This is a genomic window from Pseudomonas sp. CFII64, from assembly GCF_000416235.1.
Taxonomy (GTDB): domain Bacteria; phylum Pseudomonadota; class Gammaproteobacteria; order Pseudomonadales; family Pseudomonadaceae; genus Aquipseudomonas.
The window spans coordinates 38,058-57,946 of sequence record NZ_ATLO01000026.1; the positions used below are offsets into that span (position 1 = coordinate 38,058).

Genomic DNA, 19,889 nt, shown 5'->3' on the forward strand with positions numbered 1-19,889 from the left:
AACCACCCAGTCGCATCGGGTCAGTGCTGGAGTACTTATGACCACCCATTACCCCCTATCTGCCGAAATGGCCGGGTTCGTCGCCCGGACCCTCACCTTCAGTTCCTCCGCTTCGGACATGAGCGAGCAGCGCGCGGCCTATTCCAGGATGTGCCGGGCATTTAACCCGTCACGTCCGGCGGGCCTTGCCGTTACGGATTTCGAACTGGCTGATGTGCCCGTTCGCAGTTATCGCCCTGACAGTCTTGCCCCGGACACCGCTGCCGATTGCGTGCTGTACCTGCATGGCGGCGGCTGGGTGGTGGGCGATCTGGACTCTCACGACTTCATCTGCACCGATCTGGCTCTGGATCTGGGCTGCGTGGTAATCGCCGTGGACTATCGCCTGGCGCCGGAGCATCCGTTCCCGGCGGCATTCGAAGATTGTGTGGCGGTTTGGCACGGTATTCAGGCGCAAGCGGACTGGCTGGGCATCGATCCGTTAAAGGTCGCGGTTGCCGGAGACAGTGCAGGGGCGACCCTGGCGGCTGCGTTGTGCCTGGCGTTGCGCGATGCGGGGCAGCGCCAGCCGTGCGGTCAGGTCTTGATTTATCCGGCGTTGGGCGGCGCAGCGGATTTACCGTCGCGCAGTGAATGTGCCGATGCGCCGCTATTGAGCAGCGTGGATGTCGATTGTTATCTGGCGCTTTACGCGACCACTGCGCAGCACATGCGCTCGCCTTATGCCTGGCCCTTGCTGGCGCAGGACTTCAGCCAACTCGCTCCGGCGTTCATCGCCGTTGCACAGTTCGATCCGTTACGCGATGACGGCGTGGTTTATGAGCAGAAACTGCGCGAGGCGGGCGTAGCCACCCGGTTTTATTGGGGCAGCGGGTTGGTTCACGGCTGCCTGCGGGCCAAGGGGCAGGCGCAGGAGGCTGATGAGTTGTATCGGCGGATCGTGGAGGCGTTGCGGATTATTGCCAAAAATACCTGACCCCGTTGGAGCGAAGCTTGCCCGCGAATGCGTCGATTCGGTCGATGAAAGTACCGACTGAAAAACCGGTTCGCGGGCAAGCCTCGCTCCAACGGGCTGTTAAGTTAAACCGGCGCTTTCTGAACTTCCGCTTCTTCCACCACATCCCGCATCCGGTCGCGATTGGCCAGGGTCGGGAACAGTTTGATCCAGATGCCGGTTACCGCCAGGGTGCCGACGCCGCCCAGTACTACAGCGGGAACAGTGCCCAGCCAATGCGCGGTCAAGCCGGATTCGAACTCCCCAAGTTGATTGGATGCGCCGATGAACAGGCCGTTGACCGCGCTGACGCGGCCGCGCATTTCATCCGGGGTTTCCAGCTGCACGAACGAGGCGCGGATCACCATGCTGATCATGTCCGCAGCGCCCAGCACGACCAGCACAGCCAGGGAAAACCAGAACGACGTCGACAAGCCGAACGCAATGGTCGCCACCCCAAACACGCCGACGGCGGTGAACATCACACGTCCCACCTTGCGCTCGACGTTGAAATGCGCGAGCCACAACGACATGCCCAACGCGCCGACCGCCGGCGCCGACCGTAACAGCCCCAGGCCCCAGGGACCGGTCAGCAGGATATCGCTGGCGAATACCGGCAACAGCGCCGTCGCGCCGCCGAGCAGCACTGCGAACAGATCAAGGGAAATTGCGCCGAGCACATCCGGGCGGCTGCGGATGAAACGAATCCCGGCCAGCAGCGAATCAAGCGTTGCCTTACCCTTGTTCAACGCCATCTGGCGAGCGGGCAGGCTGAGCATCAACCCGCAGGCAATCACATACAGCAGCACGGTCGGGCCGTAGACCCAGCTGCTGCCAAATGCATACAGAAAACCGCCCAGCGCCGGCGCGACGATGGTCGCGGTTTGCTGTGCCGACTGCGCCGACGCGACCGCCCGGGGGAACAGCGCACTGGGCACGATGCTGGGCAACAGCGCTTGGGTCGCAGGCATTTCAAAAGAACGGGACGCGCCCAGGGCAAAGGCCAGAATGAAGATCATTTCCCGCGTCACACTGTCCGTGGTGCTGCCGATGAACAGCGCCAGAGCGATCAATGCCTGTGCGGTCTGGCACAGCGCGGCGATCTTGCGGCGGTCGTAGCGATCCGCCACGTGACCGGTGTGCAGCATGAACAGCACGCGAGGCGCGAACTCCACGAGCCCGATCAAACCCAGGTCCAGAACATTGCCGGTCAGCTGATAAAGATTCCAGCCAATGGCGACTGTCAGCATCTGAAAACCACTGGCGGTGAAGATACGGGCGAACCAGAAAGCGACGAACGGGCGATGATTGCGCAACAGAACGGGGGCTTGAGTCGGCATGAGTTACAGCGGCCTGGCAGGGGGATAGCCGAGATTATCACTTTGTAACAACGCATTGCGTGAAACCGAGGTCGATCCCGCCAGGTTTTTTTGCAGCGGACACCCCGGTTACAAATTCCACTTCGATGTCAGAAAACTCCGAAGCCCCCGCCGGGCGGGCCTTTGCGGGGTGAGGCAAGACGTCACGCGACAAAAGACCACACAGAGCACGCGTTCAAATAGGTCTACTCTTTGAACGTTGGTTGACCTGCGTCAATGCGCGTTAAGCAATCGTGTGTCGGCGCGACCAACAGATCCCCCATGCCGGAAACACAGAACAATTCCACCCTGCCGTGCTCCATATTTGTGGGGGCAGTCGCTGATGGCTTCGAGTCGCCAGCTGTTTAACCTGAAGAGGAAGACCTATGTTCGGTTTGGAGGCAATTGATCTCGCCCGAATTCAGTTCGCGTTTACCATTTCGTTCCACATTCTGTTTCCTGCCATCACCATTGGTCTGGCAAGTTACCTGGCTGTGCTCGAAGGGTTGTGGCTGAAGACCCGTGAAGACGTCTACCGTGACCTGTACCATTTCTGGTCGAAGATCTTTGCCGTCAACTTCGGTATGGGTGTGGTTTCCGGATTGGTCATGGCCTATCAGTTCGGCACCAACTGGAGCCGGTTTTCCGATTTCGCGGGGGCCGTCACCGGTCCGCTGCTGACCTACGAGGTGCTGACGGCGTTCTTCCTCGAAGCAGGCTTCCTCGGCGTCATGTTGTTCGGCTGGAATCGCGTCGGTCGCAACCTGCACTTCTTCTCTACCGTCATGGTGGCTATCGGCACCTTGATTTCAACCTTCTGGATCCTGTCGTCCAACAGCTGGATGCAGACCCCGCAAGGCTTTGAAATCGTCGACGGCCGGGTGATCCCCACCGACTGGTTCGCCGTGGTATTCAACCCATCGTTCCCGTACCGCCTGGCGCACATGTCCGTGGCGGCGTTCGTGGCAACGGCATTCTTCGTGGGTTCTTCGGCGGCCTGGCATCTGTTGCGCGGTCGCGACACGCCGCCGATCCGCAAGATGCTCTCGATGGCGATGTGGATGGCGCTGTTGGTCGCGCCGGTACAGGCCGTGATCGGCGACTTCCATGGCCTGAATACCCTTGAACATCAGCCGGCGAAAATCGCCGCGATTGAGGGTCACTGGGAAAACGTCGGTGACGAGCCCACGCCGTTGATCCTGTTCGGCCTGCCGAACATGAAAACGGAAACCACTGACTTTGCCGTGGAAATCCCGTATCTGGGCAGCCTGATCCTGACTCACAGCCTGGACAAGCAAGTCCCGGCGCTCAAGGAATTCAAACCCGAAGACCGGCCAAATTCGACGATTGTGTTCTGGTCGTTCCGGGTCATGGTCGGTCTCGGGTTTCTGATGATCTTCACCGGACTGTGGAGTCTCTGGCTGCGCAGGCGCGACGCAATCTACAAATCACGGCCATTCCTCTACCTGGCGTTGTGGATGGGACCTTCGGGCCTGATTGCGATTCTGGCGGGCTGGATCACCACGGAAGTCGGTCGTCAGCCATGGGTCGTTTACGGCTTGATGCGCACCAAGGACGCGTCTTCCGGGCATAGCATCGAACAGATGACCATCACCCTGGTGCTGTTTGTGGTGGTGTACTTCCTGCTGTTCGGTACCGGTCTTGGCTACATGATGCGTCTGGTGCGCAAAGGTCCGGTGGTCAATGAAGGCGATACGCCCAAACACGGCGGCCCTGGTCAGAAACGCACGCCGGCTCGTCCGCTCTCCGCCGCCGAAGAAGGCGCCGAAGACCACGTCAATCACGACAGCCTGACCAAGGAGCATTAAGCCATGGGTATTGATCTTCCGCTGATCTGGGCCGTCATCATCATCTTCGGCATCATGATGTATGTCGTGATGGACGGCTTTGACCTCGGCATCGGCATCCTCTTCCCGTTCATGAAGCAAGAGCACGACCGCGATGTGATGATGAACACCGTCGCACCGGTCTGGGACGGTAACGAAACCTGGTTGGTCCTCGGGGGCGCGGGGTTGTTCGGCGCTTTTCCGCTGGCCTATTCAGTGGTGTTGTCGGCGCTCTATCTGCCATTGATTCTGATGCTGATCGGGCTGATTTTTCGCGGCGTTGCCTTCGAGTTCCGTTTCAAGGCCACCGCCGCCAAGCGTCATTTGTGGGACAAGGCCTTTATTGGCGGCTCGCTGACGGCCACGTTCTTCCAGGGGGTCGCGCTGGGCGCGTTCATCGATGGCTTCCCGGTGGTCAACCGGCAATTCGCCGGCGGTTCGCTGGACTGGCTCACACCGTTCACGATGTTCTGCGGCGTGGCGTTGATTGTCGCGTATGCACTGCTGGGCTGTACCTGGCTGATCATGAAGACCGAAGGTGCGTTGCAAAAGGCGATGCATGATCTGGCACGTCCGCTGGCGTTTGCGGTGCTGGCCGTGATCGGCATCGTCAGTCTCTGGACGCCGCTGGCTCACCCGGACATTGCCGATCGCTGGTTCACGTTGCCGAATCTGTTCTGGTTCCTGCCGGTGCCGATTCTGGTGCTGGTGACCATGTACGGTTTGTTCAAGGCCGTGGCCCGCAATGCGAATTACACGCCGTTCCTGCTGACGCTGGTGTTGATTTTCCTCGGCTACAGCGGCCTGGGTATCAGCTTGTGGCCAAACATCGTGCCGCCGTCGATTTCCATCTGGGACGCTGCTTCGCCACCGCAGAGCCAGGGTTTCATGCTGGTCGGGACGCTGTTCATCATCCCGTTCATCCTCGGTTACACCTTCTGGAGCTACTACGTGTTCCGTGGCAAGGTTACCCAGGAAGATGGCTATCACTAGCAAACAGGCCTCCGGCGCTCAGCGCCGGAGCCATTGATAGAGGAGATTGGCGATGTCCGGCAAAGAATCCTTTCATGACGACGACCAGGACCCGGCCCTGAAAAAACCGCTCTGGCAGCGCGTGGCCTGGTTGATCGGTATCTGGGCGGGCAGTGTGTTCGCCCTGTATATCGTCGCCAGCCTGCTGCGGATGTTCATGACCGCCGCAGGTATGCGCACGCATTGATACGAATCCCATTCCGCGCTCACTGGGCGCGGCTTGCGGCTTTGCGGCTGTGAACGAGTACATATCCCGCAAGGGCAAACGAATATGTACTCATTCCAATGCAAAACCGCCTTCCCGGATAAATCCGGTCCCACATGAGTTACCCATCGCCAAAAGGATTATTTCCGCGCTTTGAGAATCACGAACTTCGGCGTGGCAGCCACTTGCTCGACACCGCGAAACAGCCGCGCCAGCTTGCTGTGATAACCCAGATGGCGATTGCCGACCACATACAGCGCGCCACCGACGACCAGCGCCGAACGGGCCTGCTGAAACATGCGCCAGGCGAGAAAGTCGCCGACCACCTGTTGCTGATGGAAGGGCGGGTTGCAGAGGATTACGTCGAGGGAATCGGGTTCCTGGCTGGCGAGCCCGTCATCGGCGCGGATGACTGCTTCGCGCTCGCCCATTGCCGTTCTCCAGTTCTGCGCCGCTGACTGCACGGCCATGAACGACTCGTCCACCAGCGTGTAGTGGGCTTGCGGATTGGCCAGCGCGCTGGCAATCGCCAACACGCCATTGCCACAACCCAGGTCGGCAACGCGCGCCGAGCCGAGGTCTTTCGGCAGATACGGCAAAAATGCACGGGTGCCGATATCCAGGCCTTCGCGGCAGAACACATTGGCGTGGTTGGCCAGCTCGATGGCGGGATCATCAAGCTTGTAGGTGGTTGGGTAGGGCGAGGGCTGGAATTCGCCGGGTTGCGGCGTCGCGAACAGCAGTCGCGCTTTCTTGACGGCCAATGAGGCGGTCACCGGGCCGACATATTGCTCAAGAAGCTCTCCGGCCGCCCGTGGCAGATGCTTGACCATGGCCGCAGCCACGACGCGCGCGCCCGGTGCCAGCTGGCCTTGCAGGCGGATCAACTGTTCTTCCAGCAGCGCGAGGGTTTTCGGCACGCGGATCAGCACCCAGTCAAACGGTCCCGGCAGAGGTTCGCTCGCCGGAATCAGCGGCACCGAGTCGTAAGCCATTTCGTTGCGGATCAGGTTTTTTTCCAGGCCTTGAGCGGCCAGGAACGAATCCGTGCTGCTGATCACCGTCGCATGTTGCGCGAGGCTCGCGGCCAGTGCGCCAAAGCTGTCATTAAGCACCAGCACCCGGCTCTGCAATGTCACGCCCTGCTCGGCCACGTGGTTGAGCAAATATTCGTCAGCAGCATCGAAAGCCTGCAACGGCTCGTCTTGTTGCTCGGGTTGGCGTACGAGATCGAGCTGGGCAAATGGCGTGATAAGCAGGGGCATGGGCAGGCAAACTCAGGGGCAATCGACGTGTTGGCACATAAGCCCATGACGCGCGGGCTCGCAGAAGACGGTGATTTTACGTGCTTTTTGCCGCTTGGCACTCTGTCGTTTGCCCTTCGCTCAGAACATGCCGCTCAACGCCGCCTGCACCACCGCCGAGATTTTGTTGCAAGCGCCCATTTTTTGCACAGCGTTTGCCACGTGGAAGTGTACGGTTCGTTCTTTCATGCTGAGGATGATGGCAATATCCGCCGCTGTCTTGCCTTCGGCGGACCATCGCAGAATTTCTATTTCACGAGGGGTCAGGTGATTGTCAAAGAGTCCTTGTAATGGATTAATCGCACTTTTATCCATGTTCGCCTCCGTGCAAACTGTTCACTCATTCCAGTTGTAGAGATTCCAGTGTAGGAAAAACTCTGCGAGGGAAATGTGCGTTGAACAGCTTGCTGACGGATGGATGCTGGCGTTTATGCCTCGCCAGGAACGGCGTAAATAGTCACCCCGCCGAGAGCTGCGTATCACTGCGGTTACGCCAAATTCAAGTGCAAATGCGGACCGTCTCGCTATATCCGCAAGAGTGAAAGAGTCTAAATCTGCAGCTGATCTGGCGCGCCGCAGGGATACCACTACAAACCGGTGGTGTTTATCTGCAAGGCTTTGCGGGACACTGAGCACCTCTTTTTTTGCTTGCAGGTTGACCATGACCGCCAGTGCAGACAAATTCACTCGGCAGACCCTGCTGAATGTGACACCACTCACCCCCAGCCTGTTTACCCTGCGCACCACGCGTGATGCGGGTTTCCGATTCCAGGCAGGGCAATTCGCCCGCCTGGGTGTCACCAAGGCTGACGGCAGCGTTGTGTGGCGTGCCTACTCGATGGTTTCTTCGCCTCATGACGAATTCCTCGAGTTTTTCTCCATCGTGGTGCCGGACGGCGAATTCACCAGCGAACTCAGCCGGCTGCGCGAAGGCGATTCGCTGCTGATCGAAAAACAGGCATTCGGCTATCTGACCCTTGATCGTTTCGTCGATGGCCGGGATTTGTGGCTTTTATCCACCGGCACCGGCATCGCGCCCTTTCTGTCGATCCTGCAGGATTTCGAAGTCTGGGAAAAATTCGAACGGATTGTTCTGGTCTACAGCGTGCGCGAAGCCAAAGAGCTGGCGTATCAGGAGCTGATAGCCGGCCTGACCGAACGCGACTACCTGGCCGAATATGCCGAAAAATTCCTGTTCCTGCCCCTCGTGACTCGCGAGAATCCGCCTGGGATGTTGCACGGACGGATCACGCACCTGCTGGAAAGCGGCGATCTGGAGAAAGCCGCAGCACTGGACATGACCCCCGAGCATTCGCGGGTGATGCTGTGCGGCAACCCGCAGATGGTCGAAGACACACGGGCCTTGCTCAAGGCGCGAGACATGAATCTCAGCTTGAGCCGCCGTCCGGGACAGGTTGCGGTGGAAACGTATTGGTGAAATCCGGCTCTGCTGGAGCGAGCCTCGCTCCAACGGGCTGATGCGAAAAGGGCGGTACATTCGATGCAAATCTGGCGCATCGAATGTACCGCCCTCCCGGATGAATCCGGTCCTACCGGTATTGCGTCAAATCAAACCGGACGCAGTGGATCCACAGTGATCGGCGCTGCAGGTTTGTTCTGCTCTTTCAACAGATCACGGATCTCACCCAGCAGGATTTCTTCCTTGGTGGGTGTAGGCGGCAAGGTCGGGGCCTTGGCTTCTTCGCGTTTCAGGCGGTTGATGGCCTTTACGCCCATGAAAATGGCAAACGCCACAATGATGAAGTCGATCACGGTCTGGATGAATTTGCCGTAGGCCAGCATCACTGCAGGCGTATTGCCTTCGCCAGGTCGCAGAACGACTGCAAGGTCGCTGAAATCTACGCCGCCAATCAGCAGCCCGAGGGGCGGCATGATTACATCGCCGACGAACGACGAAACGATCTTGCCGAATGCCGCACCAATGATGATACCGACGGCCATATCGACCACGTTACCTTTGACGGCAAAGGCTTTGAACTCGCTTAGTACGCTCATGGGTCATTCCTTGTTACAGATGAGTTGGGTCAATGCAGTGTAATTCAGCTCTGCGCAACGCGCTTCACCTGCAATCGACCGGGCTCTGACGCGGAAGTTTTATCGAAACACTCAAAAACACAGACCATAAAGGCTCTGGAACGCAGTCGCGGCAACCTGCGTTATGATTGCCGACTTTTACGAATGGGGTGGTCATGGCCAAGGCCAAACGCATGTACGGTTGCACCGAATGCGGTGCGACCTTTCCCAAGTGGGCTGGTCAGTGCAGCGAGTGCGGTGCCTGGAACACATTGGTTGAGACCGTGCTGGAAAGCGGTTCGGCAGCGCCGCCCAGTGGCCGTTCCAGCTGGACCGGCCAACAGGCGCAGATCCGCACGCTGGCAGAAGTCAGCGTCGAGGAAATTCCGCGCTTTACCACTAACTCCACCGAGCTGGACCGCGTGCTCGGTGGTGGCCTGGTCGACGGCTCCGTCGTTCTGATTGGCGGCGATCCGGGTATCGGCAAGTCCACAATTCTGCTGCAAACCCTGTGCGCCATCGCCGAACAGATGCCTGCGCTGTACGTCACGGGCGAAGAATCGCAGCAGCAGGTCGCCATGCGCGCCCGCCGTCTGGGCTTGCCTCAGGACAAGCTCAAGGTCATGACTGAAACCTGCATCGAAAGCATTATTGCCACGGCGAAGGTCGAAAAGCCGAAAGTCATGGTCATCGACTCGATTCAGACGATTTTCACCGAGCAACTGCAATCCGCGCCGGGCGGCGTTTCCCAGGTGCGGGAAAGTGCGGCGTTGCTGGTGCGTTATGCCAAGCAAAGCGGCACAGCGATTTTCCTCGTGGGCCACGTCACCAAGGAAGGCGCGCTGGCCGGTCCACGGGTCCTCGAACACATGGTTGATACCGTGTTGTACTTCGAAGGCGAATCCGATGGCCGTCTGCGGCTGCTGCGCGCGGTGAAAAATCGTTTCGGCGCAGTCAACGAGCTGGGCGTGTTCGGCATGACGGACAAAGGCCTGAAAGAAGTCTCCAACCCTTCAGCGATCTTTCTCACCCGCGCCCAGGAAGAAGTCCCGGGCAGCGTGGTCATGGCGACATGGGAAGGTACGCGGCCGATGCTGGTTGAAGTGCAGGCGCTGGTGGACGACAGCCATTTGGCCAACCCGCGTCGGGTAACCCTCGGGCTGGATCAGAATCGCTTGGCTATGCTGCTGGCGGTCCTGCATCGCCACGGCGGGATTCCTACCCACGATCAGGACGTTTTCCTCAACGTGGTGGGCGGTGTAAAGGTGCTGGAAACTGCGTCCGACCTGGCCTTGATGGCAGCGGTGATGTCCAGCCTGCGCAATCGTCCGCTGCCTCACGACTTGCTGGTGTTCGGCGAGGTCGGGCTGTCTGGCGAGGTGCGACCGGTGCCCAGCGGCCAGGAGCGCTTGAAAGAAGCGGCCAAACACGGCTTCAAGCGCGCCATCGTGCCCAAGGCCAACGCGCCGAAGGAATCACCGCCAGGCTTGCAGATCATTGGCGTGACCCGCCTGGAACAGGCGTTGGATGCGTTGTTTGAGTGAGCAAACCGGTAGGAGGGGACTTGTCCCCGAAGTCTATGCAAACCGGTAGGAGGGGACTCGTCCCCGAAGACGCCAGTGCCAGCGCTGAAGATTTTCCTTTCCAGACCCGCCGCCTTCCCGGACAAGTCCGGGCCTACCGAATCTATGCAAACCGGTAGGAGGGGACTCGTCCCCGAAGACGCCAGTGCCAGCGCTGAAGATCTTCCTCGCCAGACCCGCCGCTTTCCCGGTCCTACCGAATCTGTGTAAACCGGTAGGAGGGCTTCAAACCGCGATCAACGCCGCCAGTTCGCGGTCGAGCTCATCGTGATCCGCCAGGTTCAGCTCGATCAGGCGGCGTAGATGGCTGATCGAATCCAGACCGATGTGCAGGCAGACAAAGCCCAGTTGCTGATGATCGTCATGGGTCAGCTGAACATCCATCTGCACCTGAGCCTCGTCACTCAGGCGGATGTCCACCGCAAATGGCTTCCCGGTATCGGCCAGCCAGGCAGCGGGACGCTGGATAAGCAGACCTTTGAGCGACAGGTCGACCAACTGCACTTGCCAGTGTTTGTCACCCTGGCGCAGTTCGGTCTTTGCGTCGAAGGCAATGCGCTTGAAACGTCGGCGGTCTGTCTGGGAGTCGGTCATCTGGTCAGTTCTCTTGTAATCGAGTGACTATACGTCAGCGGATCGACGCGCGTCAGCAGCGCCGCATCTCTGGACGATAGACCTGTTCAGAGTTGCCGAACAGTTCTCAACTGAAGATTCATCAACCGAAGTTGTTGCGTGAATTGTCTTTAGTTTCAATCAGCTTTTTCTGACAGACCGTGTCGACGAATTCTTTTGCGCTGTATACCTTCGTGGGGGGTGGCCTTTCACAGCGACACAGCTAAACTCGCATCGTTGGTCTTCTAGTCATTCTGCTGGAATAAAAAAATGAAAAATAATAATAGCCTCATGCGCCATGTGCCTTGGCTGATCGTTGCAATTATCGGGGCCTGTGCCCTTGGGGTCGTGGCCTTGCGCCGCGGAGAAGCAATCAACGCGTTATGGATCGTGGTGGCAGCGGTTGCCATCTATCTGGTCGCTTATCGCTATTACAGTCTGTTCATCGCTACGCACGTGATGCAACTCGATCCACTGCGGGCAACTCCGGCAGTGGTCAACAATGACGGTCTGGACTATGTGCCGACCAACAAACACATTCTTTTCGGTCACCACTTTGCTGCCATCGCTGGCGCAGGTCCGCTGGTCGGCCCGGTTCTGGCAGCGCAGATGGGCTATTTGCCCGGCACGCTGTGGCTGATTGCCGGCGTGGTGCTGGCCGGTGCGGTGCAGGATTTCATGATCCTGTTCCTCTCCACACGCCGTAACGGTCGCTCGCTGGGCGACATGGTTCGCGAGGAAATGGGCCGCATTCCCGGCACCATCGCCTTGTTTGGCTGCTTCCTGATCATGATCATCATCCTTGCGGTGCTGGCGCTGATCGTCGTCAAAGCCCTGGCCGAAAGTCCATGGGGCATGTTCACGGTGCTGGCGACCATCCCGACGGCGATGTTCATGGGCATTTACATGCGCTACATCCGCCCGGGTCGCATCGGAGAAATCTCGGTCATCGGCGTGGTCTTGCTGCTGCTGTCGATCTGGGTCGGCGGTCAGATCGCCGCCAGTCCCGAGTGGGCACCGATGTTCACCTTCACCGGTGTGCAGATCACCTGGATGCTGGTGGGCTACGGTTTCGTAGCCGCCATGCTGCCGGTCTGGCTGCTGCTGGCGCCGCGTGATTACCTCTCTACTTTCCTGAAAATCGGCACCATTGTTGCCCTGGCAATCGGCATTCTGATCCTCGCGCCAGAGCTGAAAATGCCTGCGCTGACCCAGTTCACCGACGGTACCGGTCCAGTCTGGAAAGGCACGCTGTTCCCGTTCCTGTTCATCACCATCGCGTGTGGTGCGGTTTCGGGCTTCCACGCACTGATCTCCTCGGGCACCACGCCGAAACTGCTGGATAACGAAACCAACGCCCGTTACATCGGTTACGGCGGCATGTTGATGGAGTCTTTCGTGGCCATCATGGCAATGGTTGCCGCTTCGGTGATCGAGCCAGGCGTGTACTTCGCCATGAACAGCCCGGCGGCCATCGTCGGCAGCGACGTGGTAACGGTTGCGCAAACTGTGACCAGCTGGGGCTTTGCCATCACGCCGGAACAACTGACTGCAGTGGCCAAGGACATCGGCGAGAACACCGTACTGGCTCGTGCTGGCGGTGCGCCGACTCTGGCAGTCGGTATCGCGCAGATTCTGCACCAGGCATTGCCAGGTGCCAGCACCATGGCTTTCTGGTACCACTTCGCGATCCTGTTCGAAGCGCTGTTCATCCTGACGGCGGTTGATGCCGGCACCCGTGCCGGTCGCTTCATGCTGCAAGACTTGCTGGGCAGCTTCGTGCCAGCCCTCAAACGCACTGAGTCCTGGACCGCCAACGCCATCGGCACCGGTGGTTGCGTCGCGCTTTGGGGCTACTTGCTGTATCAAGGCGTGATCGATCCGCTGGGTGGGATCAACACCTTGTGGCCGCTGTTCGGTATCTCCAACCAGATGCTGGCCGGTATCGCGCTGATGCTGGCGACGGTCGTGCTGATCAAAATGAAGCGTCAACGCTACATCTGGGTGACCATGCTCCCGGCCGTCTGGCTGCTGATCTGCACCGTGACGGCGGGTTTCATCAAGCTGTTCGACGCCAATCCGGCGGTCGGCTTCCTGGCCCTGGCCAAGAAATACAGCACCGCCGCTGACGCCGGCCAGATCCTGGCTCCGGCCAAGACCATGGACCAGATGCAGCATGTGATCTTCAACGCTTATACCAACGCGACGCTGACCAGCTTGTTCCTGTTCGTGGTGTTCAGCATTCTGTTCTACGCGTTGAAAGTCGGTATTGCGGCTTGGGGCAAGAAGGAGCGTACCGACAAGGAAGCTCCATTCCAGGCCCTGACCACGCCGACCCAAGTGTGATAACTCACCCGAAAAGAGGATCTGCTTATGTTCAATGATCTGAGTCGACTCGGGAAATACCTCGGTCAGGCCGCACGCCTGATGGTGGGCATGCCCGACTACGACACCTACGTCGCGCATATGCAGGTCAAACACCCCGACAAGCCGATGATGGATTACGAGGCGTTCTTCCGGGAGCGCCAGGAAGCCCGATACGGTGGCAAGGGTGGGCCAAAATGCTGTTGATCGGTTGATCGATGGCTGGTTAGTCTGAAACGCGCCACGCTTGTCGCCATGACCCTCGCACAACCCATCCCCGTCACCGTCCTCAGCGGTTTTCTCGGTGCGGGCAAGACCACGTTGCTGCGCCATCTGCTCAAGGCCGAGCACGGCCTGAAAATCGCCGTGATCGAGAACGAATTCAGTGATGCCGGTATCGACACCCAATTGCTGGGTGCAGAGCCGGTGCAAGTCATGACCCTGTCCAACGGCTGCGTGTGCTGCACCATTCACACTGATCTGACCAAAGCGTTGTTCCTGCTGCTTGAACGCCTGGACAGCGGCGAAATCGCCTTTGATCGTCTGGTGATCGAGTGCACCGGGCTGGCCGATCCGGCTCCGGTGGCGCAGACCTTCTTCATTGATGAAGAATTGCGCGAACGCTACATCCTCGACGGGATCATCACCCTGGTGGACGCGGCGAACGCCGATACGCATCTGGCGCAAACCATCGCTCAGGCGCAAATCGGCTTTGCCGATCGGCTGCTGGTCAGCAAGCGCGACCTGGTGGATGACGCGGCATTCGAGGCCCTCAGCGCGCGGCTGACGCGAATCAATCGACGTGCGCCGATTCGGGTGGTCGAGCACGGCAAGATTGACCTGGCTGAGCTGCTGGACGTGCGTGGCTTCAACCTGAACGCTGATCTGGGTGGCGGCATGAGCCTGCGACCGGTGGCGCCTGCCGGCCATTCCGTCGACCGGATCAGCAGCCTGGTACTGCGCAGCGACCAACCCCTGGATCTGGACAAGCTCAGCGAGTTCATGAACGAACTGCTGGAGGAGCACGGCCCGCAATTGCTGCGCTACAAAGGCGTTCTGAGCATAAAGGACGAACCCCGGCGCATGGTGTTTCAGGGCGTGCTGAAACTGTACGGCTTCGACTGGGATACCGAATGGGCTGAAGACGAAAAGCGCGAAAGCGTGATCGTGTTCATTGCCGATGAACTGCCGGAGGAGAAGATTCGAGCGGGGTTCGCGAAAATCTCCGAGTAACGATCTGTGAGTGCGATTTTGTTCGCGAAGCCGCCTTCCCGGACAAGTCCGGTCCTACCGAATCTGTGCAGGCCCGGTAGGAGGGGCTTGTCCCCGATGAGGCCAGCGCCGGCGCAGCAGACCTCCTCCGCAACCCCGGCGCTTTTCCCGGACAAGTCCGGTCCTACCGAATCTGTGCAGGCCCGGTAGGAGGGGACTTGTCCCCGATGAGGCCAGAGCCAGCGCAGCAGAGCGGTTGCAGGATTCAAGAAAACAAAAAGCCCGGCTCAAGAGCCGGGCTTTTTGTTCTTGCCGAAAACGCGCTGATTAAGCGCCGTATACCGGCAGTTTGGCGCAGATGGCTTTTACTTTTTCGCGTACTGCATCGATCACGGCTTCGTTGTTCAGGTCAGCCAGGATGTCGCAGATCCAGCCAGCGAGTTCCTTGCATTCTGCTTCCTTGAAGCCACGAGTGGTCACGGCCGGGGTGCCGAAACGCAGGCCCGAGGTCACGAACGGCGAACGTGGATCGTTCGGTACGGAGTTTTTGTTCACGGTGATGAACGCACGACCCAGGGCAGCGTCGGCGTCTTTGCCGGAAATGTCCTGTTTGATCAGCGACAGCAGGAACAGGTGGTTTTCAGTACCGCCGGAAACCACGTCAAAGCCGCGTTCGATGAACACACCGGCCATGGCCTTGGCGTTTTTCACCACTTGTTGCTGATAAGCCTTGAACTCAGGCTGCAACGCTTCCTTGAAGCAGACGGCCTTGGCCGCGATAACGTGCTCCAGTGGGCCGCCTTGTGCGCCCGGGAAAACTGCCGAGTTCAGCTTCTTCTCGATTTCGGCGTTGGCGCGAGCCAGGATCAGGCCGCCACGTGGACCGCGCAGGGTTTTGTGCGTGGTGGTGGTCACGACGTCAGCGAAAGGCACCGGGTTCGGGTAAACGCCCGCAGCAACCAGACCGGCAACGTGGGCCATGTCGACGAACAGGTACGCGCCGACCTTGTCAGCGATGGCGCGGAAGCGTGGGAAGTCGAGGATCTGCGAGTAGGCAGAGAAACCGGCCACGATCATCTTCGGCTTGTGCTCAACGGCCAGACGCTCGACTTCGTCGTAGTCGATCATGCCGTTGCCGTCGATGCCGTACTGCACAGCGTTGTAGAGTTTGCCCGACGAGCTGACGCTGGCGCCGTGAGTCAGGTGACCGCCGTGCGCCAGGCTCATGCCCAGAATGGTGTCGCCGCCTTGCAGCAGTGCCAGGTAAACCGCGCTGTTGGCTTGCGAACCGGCGTGGGGCTGAACGTTGGCGTAATCGGCGCCGAACAGTTCCTTGGCGCGGTCGATGGCCAGTTGCTCAACCACGTCGACGAATTCGCAGCCGCCGTAGTAGCGCTTGCCTGGATAGCCTTCGGCGTACTTGTTGGTCAGGACCGAGCCCTGAGCTTCCATGACCGCTGGGCTGGTGTAGTTTTCCGAGGCAATCAGCTCGATGTGCTCTTCCTGGCGCTGAGCTTCTTGCTCCATTGCGGCAAAGAGATCGGAGTCGTACTTGGCGAGAGTCAAATCACGGCTGAACATGGCGGTCCTCAAGGATCGGGGCAGAAAAGGAGGGCATTCTACCCCAACCGCTTTTATCTGGCATATGAAAGGAAGTCATGTCGTGAACAAGCGGTATTCACGCAGCGCGGGTTATACCCCCGTTGGAGCGAGGCTTGCCCGCGAATCCGTGCGGTCAGCAACGACGATGTCGCCAAATGGGCCCATTCGCGGGCAAGCCTCGCTCCAACAGATTTGGAAATCAGTCAATCATGAACAGCGCATCGTTGCTGAACTGCGCTTCGAAGCGTCCTGGCGGCATTGGGCGGCCGAACAGGTAGCCCTGGACTTCATCGCAGCCATGCTCGCGCAGGAATTCCAGCTGCTCGTGGGTTTCGACGCCTTCGGCGATGACCGCCAGATTGAGGCTGTGCGCCATGGCAATGATGGCCCGGGCAATCTGGGCGTCCTGCTCGCCTGATGGCAGGCCGTCGACGAAGGTGCGGTCGATTTTCAGCACGTCGATGGGGAATTGCTTGAGGTAGTTCAGCGACGAATAACCCGTGCCGAAGTCATCGACCGCGATGCTCAGGCCCAGGCATTTGAGGCCGTCGAGAATCTGCATGGCTTCGCTGACTTCACGCATCAGGATACTTTCAGTCAGTTCCAGCTCCAGGCAAGCCGGTGGCAGGCCCGATTCCTTGAGAATGTTGGCGATCCGGGTGCCGAGCTGGCCGTCCGAGAACTGCCGTGCCGAGATGTTCACCGAGACTTTGGGCACGCGCACCTTAGCCACATGCCACGCCTTGAGCTGGCGACAGGCCTCGGCCAAGACCCAATCCCCGACCTCCACCACCAGCCCGAGCTCTTCGAGCACGGGAATGAATTCATTGGGCGATACCAGGCCACGGCGCGGATGGCGCCAGCGCAGCAGGGCTTCGGCGCCGGTCAGGCGTTTGCCGTCACCGCTGAACTGCGGTTGGTAGTAGAGGGTGAATTCTTTCTGTTCCAGCGCGTGGCGCAGGTCGCTTTCCAGCTCCAGGCGTTCCAGCGCCGAGGCGTTCATGTCGGCCTGGTAGAACTGGAAGTTGTTTTTGCCGCGCTCTTTGGCGTGATACATCGCCGTGTCGGCGTTCTTCATCAACTGGCTCAGCTCATTGCCGTCCTGCGGACTGAGCGCGATGCCGATGCTCGCGGTAACGAAGAACTCGCGGCCTTCGAGCACGAACGGCGTGACCAGGCTGGTCAGGATCTTTTCCGCGACGTTGATAGCGCGGTTCAAGGCCAGTTGGCGAGTGGCGCCCGGTTGCAACAGCAAGGTGAATTCGTCGCCACCCATGCGCGCCACGGTGTCGTCATCGGCAACGCAGGCCAGCAGGCGTGTGGCCATTTCCTGGAGCATGCGGTCGCCGGCAGCATGGCCGAGTGAGTCGTTGATCGGTTTGAAGCGGTCAAGATCGAGGAACATCAGCACGACCCATGACTGCTGTCGCTCAGCCTGTTGCAAGGCCGAATGCAGACGATCCTGAAACAGCGTGCGGTTGGGCAGGTGGGTCAGGGCGTCGTAATAAGCCAGGCGATGGATGCGTTGCTCGCTGGCCTTGCGCTCGCTGATGTCGCTGAAGAAACACACGTAACTGGCCAGATCGCCTTCATCGTCGAGCACTGCATTAATGCCAACCCATGCCGGATAATGCTCGCCGCTGCGACGCTTGAGCCAAACTTCACCTTCCCAGCTGCGTCGCTGATGCAGTTGCTTGACGATGTAGCGCAGGTGCGCTTCCTGTTGTTCGTCCACCGTAAGCATGGTCGGCAGCTGATCCAGTACTTGCGCGACTTCGTAGCCGCTGACTCGACTGAAGGCTTCGTTGGCCTGGACGATATAGCCTGCCGGGTCGGTAATGATGATGGCGGATGTGGAATGTTCGAAAACCGTGGCGGCCATGCGCAGGTCTTTTTCCGCCCGCCGCTGTTGGCTGACATCGCGCCCGACGCCGAGGATGCCTTCGAAGACGCCGCGGTCGTCCCAGACCAGCACCAGACGCAGTTCGATGGGGATCTTTCGGCCATCGGCCCGCAGGGAGTCGAACAGAAATAGCTGGGTGGGCACTTCCAGGCGCAGCTTCTGCAATTCCTCGGGCTGATCCAGGGCCTTGCTGACACGCGCCAGCAGCGCATACATGTCCGCCAGTTGTGCCGGGTTGGCAAAGGTCTTGTCCCAGCCGTTCTCGAGAATCCACTCGGCGCTATAGCCCAGCACGGTATTCACCGACGGGCTGACGTAGTTGGGTTTGAGCTGGCTGTCGGTGGAGAAAATCACGTCGCTGATGCTTTCGGCGAGCATGCGATAGCGCTGTTCGCTGTCGCGCAAGGATTCGCTGGCTTCCAGCTGTTCGGTCACGTCCTTGGCGACACCGATGATGCGGGTGACCTGATCGTCCTTGTCGCGGGCCAGCGCCTGTTCGCGGATGTCAAAGCGCCGCCACTTGCTGTTGCTGTCACGAAACCGCAGCAGGCAATGCAGAAGCTCGCTGTGGCCGCGATGACGCTGGCGCAGGCGCATGTCCTGATAACTCTGCGCGTCATCGGGATGCAGCAGGATTTCCCAGAAAAACTCGCCCATCCGCAACAACTCGGTCTTGCTGTAACCCAGCGTGTGCCCCAGATGGTGGTTGCTGTAGATCATCCGCTGGCTGAGCACGTCCTGAACATAGAGATGATCCGGCACAGTGCGCACCACATCGGACCAGAAGCTCTCGCGTTCCTGCAATGACAATTCGACCTGTTTGCGCCGGGTAATGTCACCGATGCTGAGAATCACCGAATGGAAGTCGTCGATATGCTCTGGCAGGCGCAGCACCAGCCATAAATGCTGGTCTTCGCCGTCATCCTGAGTCAGGCGGATTTCCAGTTCGAGCTGGTTTTGCCTGGACAACACCGCATGCAGCACCTGTTCGCCAATGCCCTGACGCGTGCGCGGGCAGCCCTCGATCAGGTATTCCCAGGCCTGCTGGCTGGATTCAACCTTGAGCAGGCTCAGCGCGACCTGATTGACCTCGGTAATGCGCAGTTGCCGCAACAGCGCCTTCAATTGGCCAGGCTGAACCTGCAGCAAACCTTCGAGATCGTCGCGGGTATTGAGTTTCAAGGCATCCAGGTGGTCCGGCAGGCCTGACATGTCCAGGACGCAGATGGCAACGCCGGCACCTTCGAAAATCTCTTGATAACGGCGACGACTTTCGTGCAATTGACGCTGGCGGCGACGCAGGCTGATTAATGCCAGCAGGGGCAGGATCGAACACAAAAGGCCGATCAGGCACTTGCCGATCAACGGCGGCAGCAGTTGCTCCCGCGCCTTCTGCGCGTCAAACAGGCCGCGCAGTTGCCAATCGCTGTTGGTCAACGGCTGGAGCAACACGGTTTCGTTTTCCCCCAGACTGCTGCCGCTGGGCTCGCTAGCTGGTGGACTATCACGAAACAGCATGCGTTCGGTGGTGCGGTTTTCCAGGCGCCACATGGGCTGGAAATCCTGAGCAGTCTGTCGGGCCAGGGCTTTCAAGGCCTCCGGGGCCATCCGCAAGGCCCAGTATTCGCGAACGTCGCCGGGCTTGCGCACCAACAGGTAGATGACTGAGCCATCGGTCGCGTTGTCGTAGTAATAAGGTCGGCCCGCTGCCTGTTGCATGGCCTTTTTCAGAACGTCGGCGTCCCGGGGGTTGTCCACGCTATCGGCAACGACACTGCCGGTAGCGTCAAGCAAGGCAATACTGCGCAGCGAAGGCAGGGATTGACGCAGCGCCGCAAG

15 protein-coding genes and 1 pseudogene are annotated in these 19,889 nt (G+C 59.5%); 9 read left to right on the plus strand and 7 right to left on the minus strand.

Features of this window, described 5'->3' with window-relative positions:
- Nucleotides 1-37: 37 nt before the first annotated feature.
- On the plus strand, nucleotides 38-976 hold the full coding sequence (locus CFII64_RS11755) for an alpha/beta hydrolase (protein ID WP_020291000.1): 939 nt from the start codon (nucleotides 38-40) through the stop codon (nucleotides 974-976).
- Nucleotides 977-1,080: 104 nt separating this feature from the next.
- On the opposite strand, the gene CFII64_RS11760 is transcribed toward CFII64_RS11755, so the two are convergent.
- On the minus strand, nucleotides 1,081-2,334 hold the full coding sequence (locus tag CFII64_RS11760) for an MFS transporter (protein WP_020291001.1): 1,254 nt from the start codon (nucleotides 2,332-2,334) through the stop codon (nucleotides 1,081-1,083).
- Between the two features lie 404 nt (nucleotides 2,335-2,738).
- Here CFII64_RS11760 and CFII64_RS11765 point away from each other — a divergent pair, with 404 nt between their 5' ends.
- The 3 genes from CFII64_RS11765 to CFII64_RS11775 are packed head-to-tail and all read left to right on the plus strand — an operon-like array spanning nucleotide 2,739 to nucleotide 5,418.
- Nucleotides 2,739-4,181, plus strand: a complete 1,443-nt coding sequence (locus tag CFII64_RS11765; RefSeq protein ID WP_020291002.1) for a cytochrome ubiquinol oxidase subunit I — start codon at nucleotides 2,739-2,741, stop codon at nucleotides 4,179-4,181.
- A 3-nt stretch (nucleotides 4,182-4,184) separates the two neighbouring features.
- The gene (gene cydB / locus CFII64_RS11770) at nucleotides 4,185-5,192 is read left to right on the plus strand and encodes a cytochrome d ubiquinol oxidase subunit II (protein WP_020291003.1); all 1,008 of its coding nucleotides are present in this window, start codon (nucleotides 4,185-4,187) and stop codon (nucleotides 5,190-5,192) included.
- Nucleotides 5,193-5,244: 52 nt separating this feature from the next.
- Nucleotides 5,245-5,418 (plus strand): DUF2474 domain-containing protein, encoded by a 174-nt coding sequence (locus tag CFII64_RS11775; RefSeq protein ID WP_020291004.1) that lies wholly within the window; start codon nucleotides 5,245-5,247, stop codon nucleotides 5,416-5,418.
- A 158-nt stretch (nucleotides 5,419-5,576) separates the two neighbouring features.
- Here the strand turns inward: CFII64_RS11775 and CFII64_RS11780 are convergent, their stop codons facing one another.
- Complete coding sequence (locus CFII64_RS11780; RefSeq protein WP_020291005.1) at nucleotides 5,577-6,701, minus strand: methyltransferase; 1,125 nt, start codon at nucleotides 6,699-6,701, stop codon at nucleotides 5,577-5,579.
- A 120-nt stretch (nucleotides 6,702-6,821) separates the two neighbouring features.
- Complete coding sequence (locus CFII64_RS11785) at nucleotides 6,822-7,055, minus strand: helix-turn-helix transcriptional regulator (RefSeq protein ID WP_020291006.1); 234 nt, start codon at nucleotides 7,053-7,055, stop codon at nucleotides 6,822-6,824.
- A 346-nt stretch (nucleotides 7,056-7,401) separates the two neighbouring features.
- Between CFII64_RS11785 and CFII64_RS11790 the strand changes: the two genes are divergently transcribed.
- Nucleotides 7,402-8,178: a ferredoxin--NADP reductase gene (locus CFII64_RS11790; RefSeq protein ID WP_020291007.1), complete on the plus strand. Its 777-nt coding sequence runs from the start codon at nucleotides 7,402-7,404 to the stop codon at nucleotides 8,176-8,178.
- Nucleotides 8,179-8,309: 131 nt separating this feature from the next.
- Here the strand turns inward: CFII64_RS11790 and mscL are convergent, their stop codons facing one another.
- Complete coding sequence (mscL, locus tag CFII64_RS11795; protein WP_020291008.1) at nucleotides 8,310-8,756, minus strand: large-conductance mechanosensitive channel protein MscL; 447 nt, start codon at nucleotides 8,754-8,756, stop codon at nucleotides 8,310-8,312.
- Nucleotides 8,757-8,950: 194 nt separating this feature from the next.
- On the opposite strand from mscL, the gene radA reads away from it, so the two are divergent.
- Nucleotides 8,951-10,318, plus strand: a complete 1,368-nt coding sequence (radA, locus tag CFII64_RS11800) for a DNA repair protein RadA (RefSeq protein WP_020291009.1) — start codon at nucleotides 8,951-8,953, stop codon at nucleotides 10,316-10,318.
- Between the two features lie 264 nt (nucleotides 10,319-10,582).
- Here the strand turns inward: radA and CFII64_RS11805 are convergent, their stop codons facing one another.
- The gene (locus CFII64_RS11805) at nucleotides 10,583-10,951 is read right to left on the minus strand and encodes a PilZ domain-containing protein (RefSeq protein WP_020291010.1); all 369 of its coding nucleotides are present in this window, start codon (nucleotides 10,949-10,951) and stop codon (nucleotides 10,583-10,585) included.
- A gap of 288 nt (nucleotides 10,952-11,239) precedes the next feature.
- On the opposite strand from CFII64_RS11805, the gene CFII64_RS11810 reads away from it, so the two are divergent.
- The 3 genes from CFII64_RS11810 to yjiA are packed head-to-tail and all read left to right on the plus strand — an operon-like array spanning nucleotide 11,240 to nucleotide 14,566.
- Nucleotides 11,240-13,315 carry a carbon starvation CstA family protein gene (locus CFII64_RS11810; protein WP_020291011.1) on the plus strand — a complete coding sequence of 692 codons (2,076 nt, stop codon included), beginning with the start codon at nucleotides 11,240-11,242 and terminating at the stop codon, nucleotides 13,313-13,315.
- A 27-nt stretch (nucleotides 13,316-13,342) separates the two neighbouring features.
- Nucleotides 13,343-13,540: a YbdD/YjiX family protein gene (locus CFII64_RS11815; protein WP_020291012.1), complete on the plus strand. Its 198-nt coding sequence runs from the start codon at nucleotides 13,343-13,345 to the stop codon at nucleotides 13,538-13,540.
- Between the two features lie 48 nt (nucleotides 13,541-13,588).
- Nucleotides 13,589-14,566 (plus strand): GTPase, encoded by a 978-nt coding sequence (gene yjiA, locus CFII64_RS11820; protein WP_020291013.1) that lies wholly within the window; start codon nucleotides 13,589-13,591, stop codon nucleotides 14,564-14,566.
- Between the two features lie 306 nt (nucleotides 14,567-14,872).
- Here yjiA and glyA read toward each other — a convergent pair whose 3' ends face one another.
- Together glyA and CFII64_RS11830 are read right to left on the minus strand one after the other, a co-directional pair.
- Nucleotides 14,873-16,126, minus strand: coding sequence for a serine hydroxymethyltransferase (gene glyA / locus CFII64_RS11825; RefSeq protein ID WP_020291014.1), 1,254 nt, complete (start codon nucleotides 16,124-16,126; stop codon nucleotides 14,873-14,875).
- 220 nt (nucleotides 16,127-16,346) lie between these two features.
- Nucleotides 16,347-19,502, minus strand: a pseudogene (locus CFII64_RS11830) (EAL domain-containing protein); the annotation flags it as partial.
- Nucleotides 19,503-19,889 lie beyond the last annotated feature (387 nt).

What these genes read in the sequence shown, in the direction of transcription:
- CFII64_RS11755 (WP_020291000.1), top strand. Translation starts at nt 38, where the DNA reads ATGACCACCCATTACCCCCTATCTGCCGAAATGGCCGGGTTCGTCGCC.
- CFII64_RS11760 (WP_020291001.1), bottom strand. Translation starts at nt 2,334, where the DNA reads ATGCCGACTCAAGCCCCCGTTCTGTTGCGCAATCATCGCCCGTTCGTC.
- CFII64_RS11765 (WP_020291002.1), top strand. Translation starts at nt 2,739, where the DNA reads ATGTTCGGTTTGGAGGCAATTGATCTCGCCCGAATTCAGTTCGCGTTT.
- cydB (WP_020291003.1), top strand. Translation starts at nt 4,185, where the DNA reads ATGGGTATTGATCTTCCGCTGATCTGGGCCGTCATCATCATCTTCGGC.
- CFII64_RS11775 (WP_020291004.1), top strand. Translation starts at nt 5,245, where the DNA reads ATGTCCGGCAAAGAATCCTTTCATGACGACGACCAGGACCCGGCCCTG.
- CFII64_RS11780 (WP_020291005.1), bottom strand. Translation starts at nt 6,701, where the DNA reads ATGCCCCTGCTTATCACGCCATTTGCCCAGCTCGATCTCGTACGCCAA.
- CFII64_RS11785 (WP_020291006.1), bottom strand. Translation starts at nt 7,055, where the DNA reads ATGGATAAAAGTGCGATTAATCCATTACAAGGACTCTTTGACAATCAC.
- CFII64_RS11790 (WP_020291007.1), top strand. Translation starts at nt 7,402, where the DNA reads ATGACCGCCAGTGCAGACAAATTCACTCGGCAGACCCTGCTGAATGTG.
- mscL (WP_020291008.1), bottom strand. Translation starts at nt 8,756, where the DNA reads ATGAGCGTACTAAGCGAGTTCAAAGCCTTTGCCGTCAAAGGTAACGTG.
- radA (WP_020291009.1), top strand. Translation starts at nt 8,951, where the DNA reads ATGGCCAAGGCCAAACGCATGTACGGTTGCACCGAATGCGGTGCGACC.
- CFII64_RS11805 (WP_020291010.1), bottom strand. Translation starts at nt 10,951, where the DNA reads ATGACCGACTCCCAGACAGACCGCCGACGTTTCAAGCGCATTGCCTTC.
- CFII64_RS11810 (WP_020291011.1), top strand. Translation starts at nt 11,240, where the DNA reads ATGAAAAATAATAATAGCCTCATGCGCCATGTGCCTTGGCTGATCGTT.
- CFII64_RS11815 (WP_020291012.1), top strand. Translation starts at nt 13,343, where the DNA reads ATGTTCAATGATCTGAGTCGACTCGGGAAATACCTCGGTCAGGCCGCA.
- yjiA (WP_020291013.1), top strand. Translation starts at nt 13,589, where the DNA reads ATGACCCTCGCACAACCCATCCCCGTCACCGTCCTCAGCGGTTTTCTC.
- glyA (WP_020291014.1), bottom strand. Translation starts at nt 16,126, where the DNA reads ATGTTCAGCCGTGATTTGACTCTCGCCAAGTACGACTCCGATCTCTTT.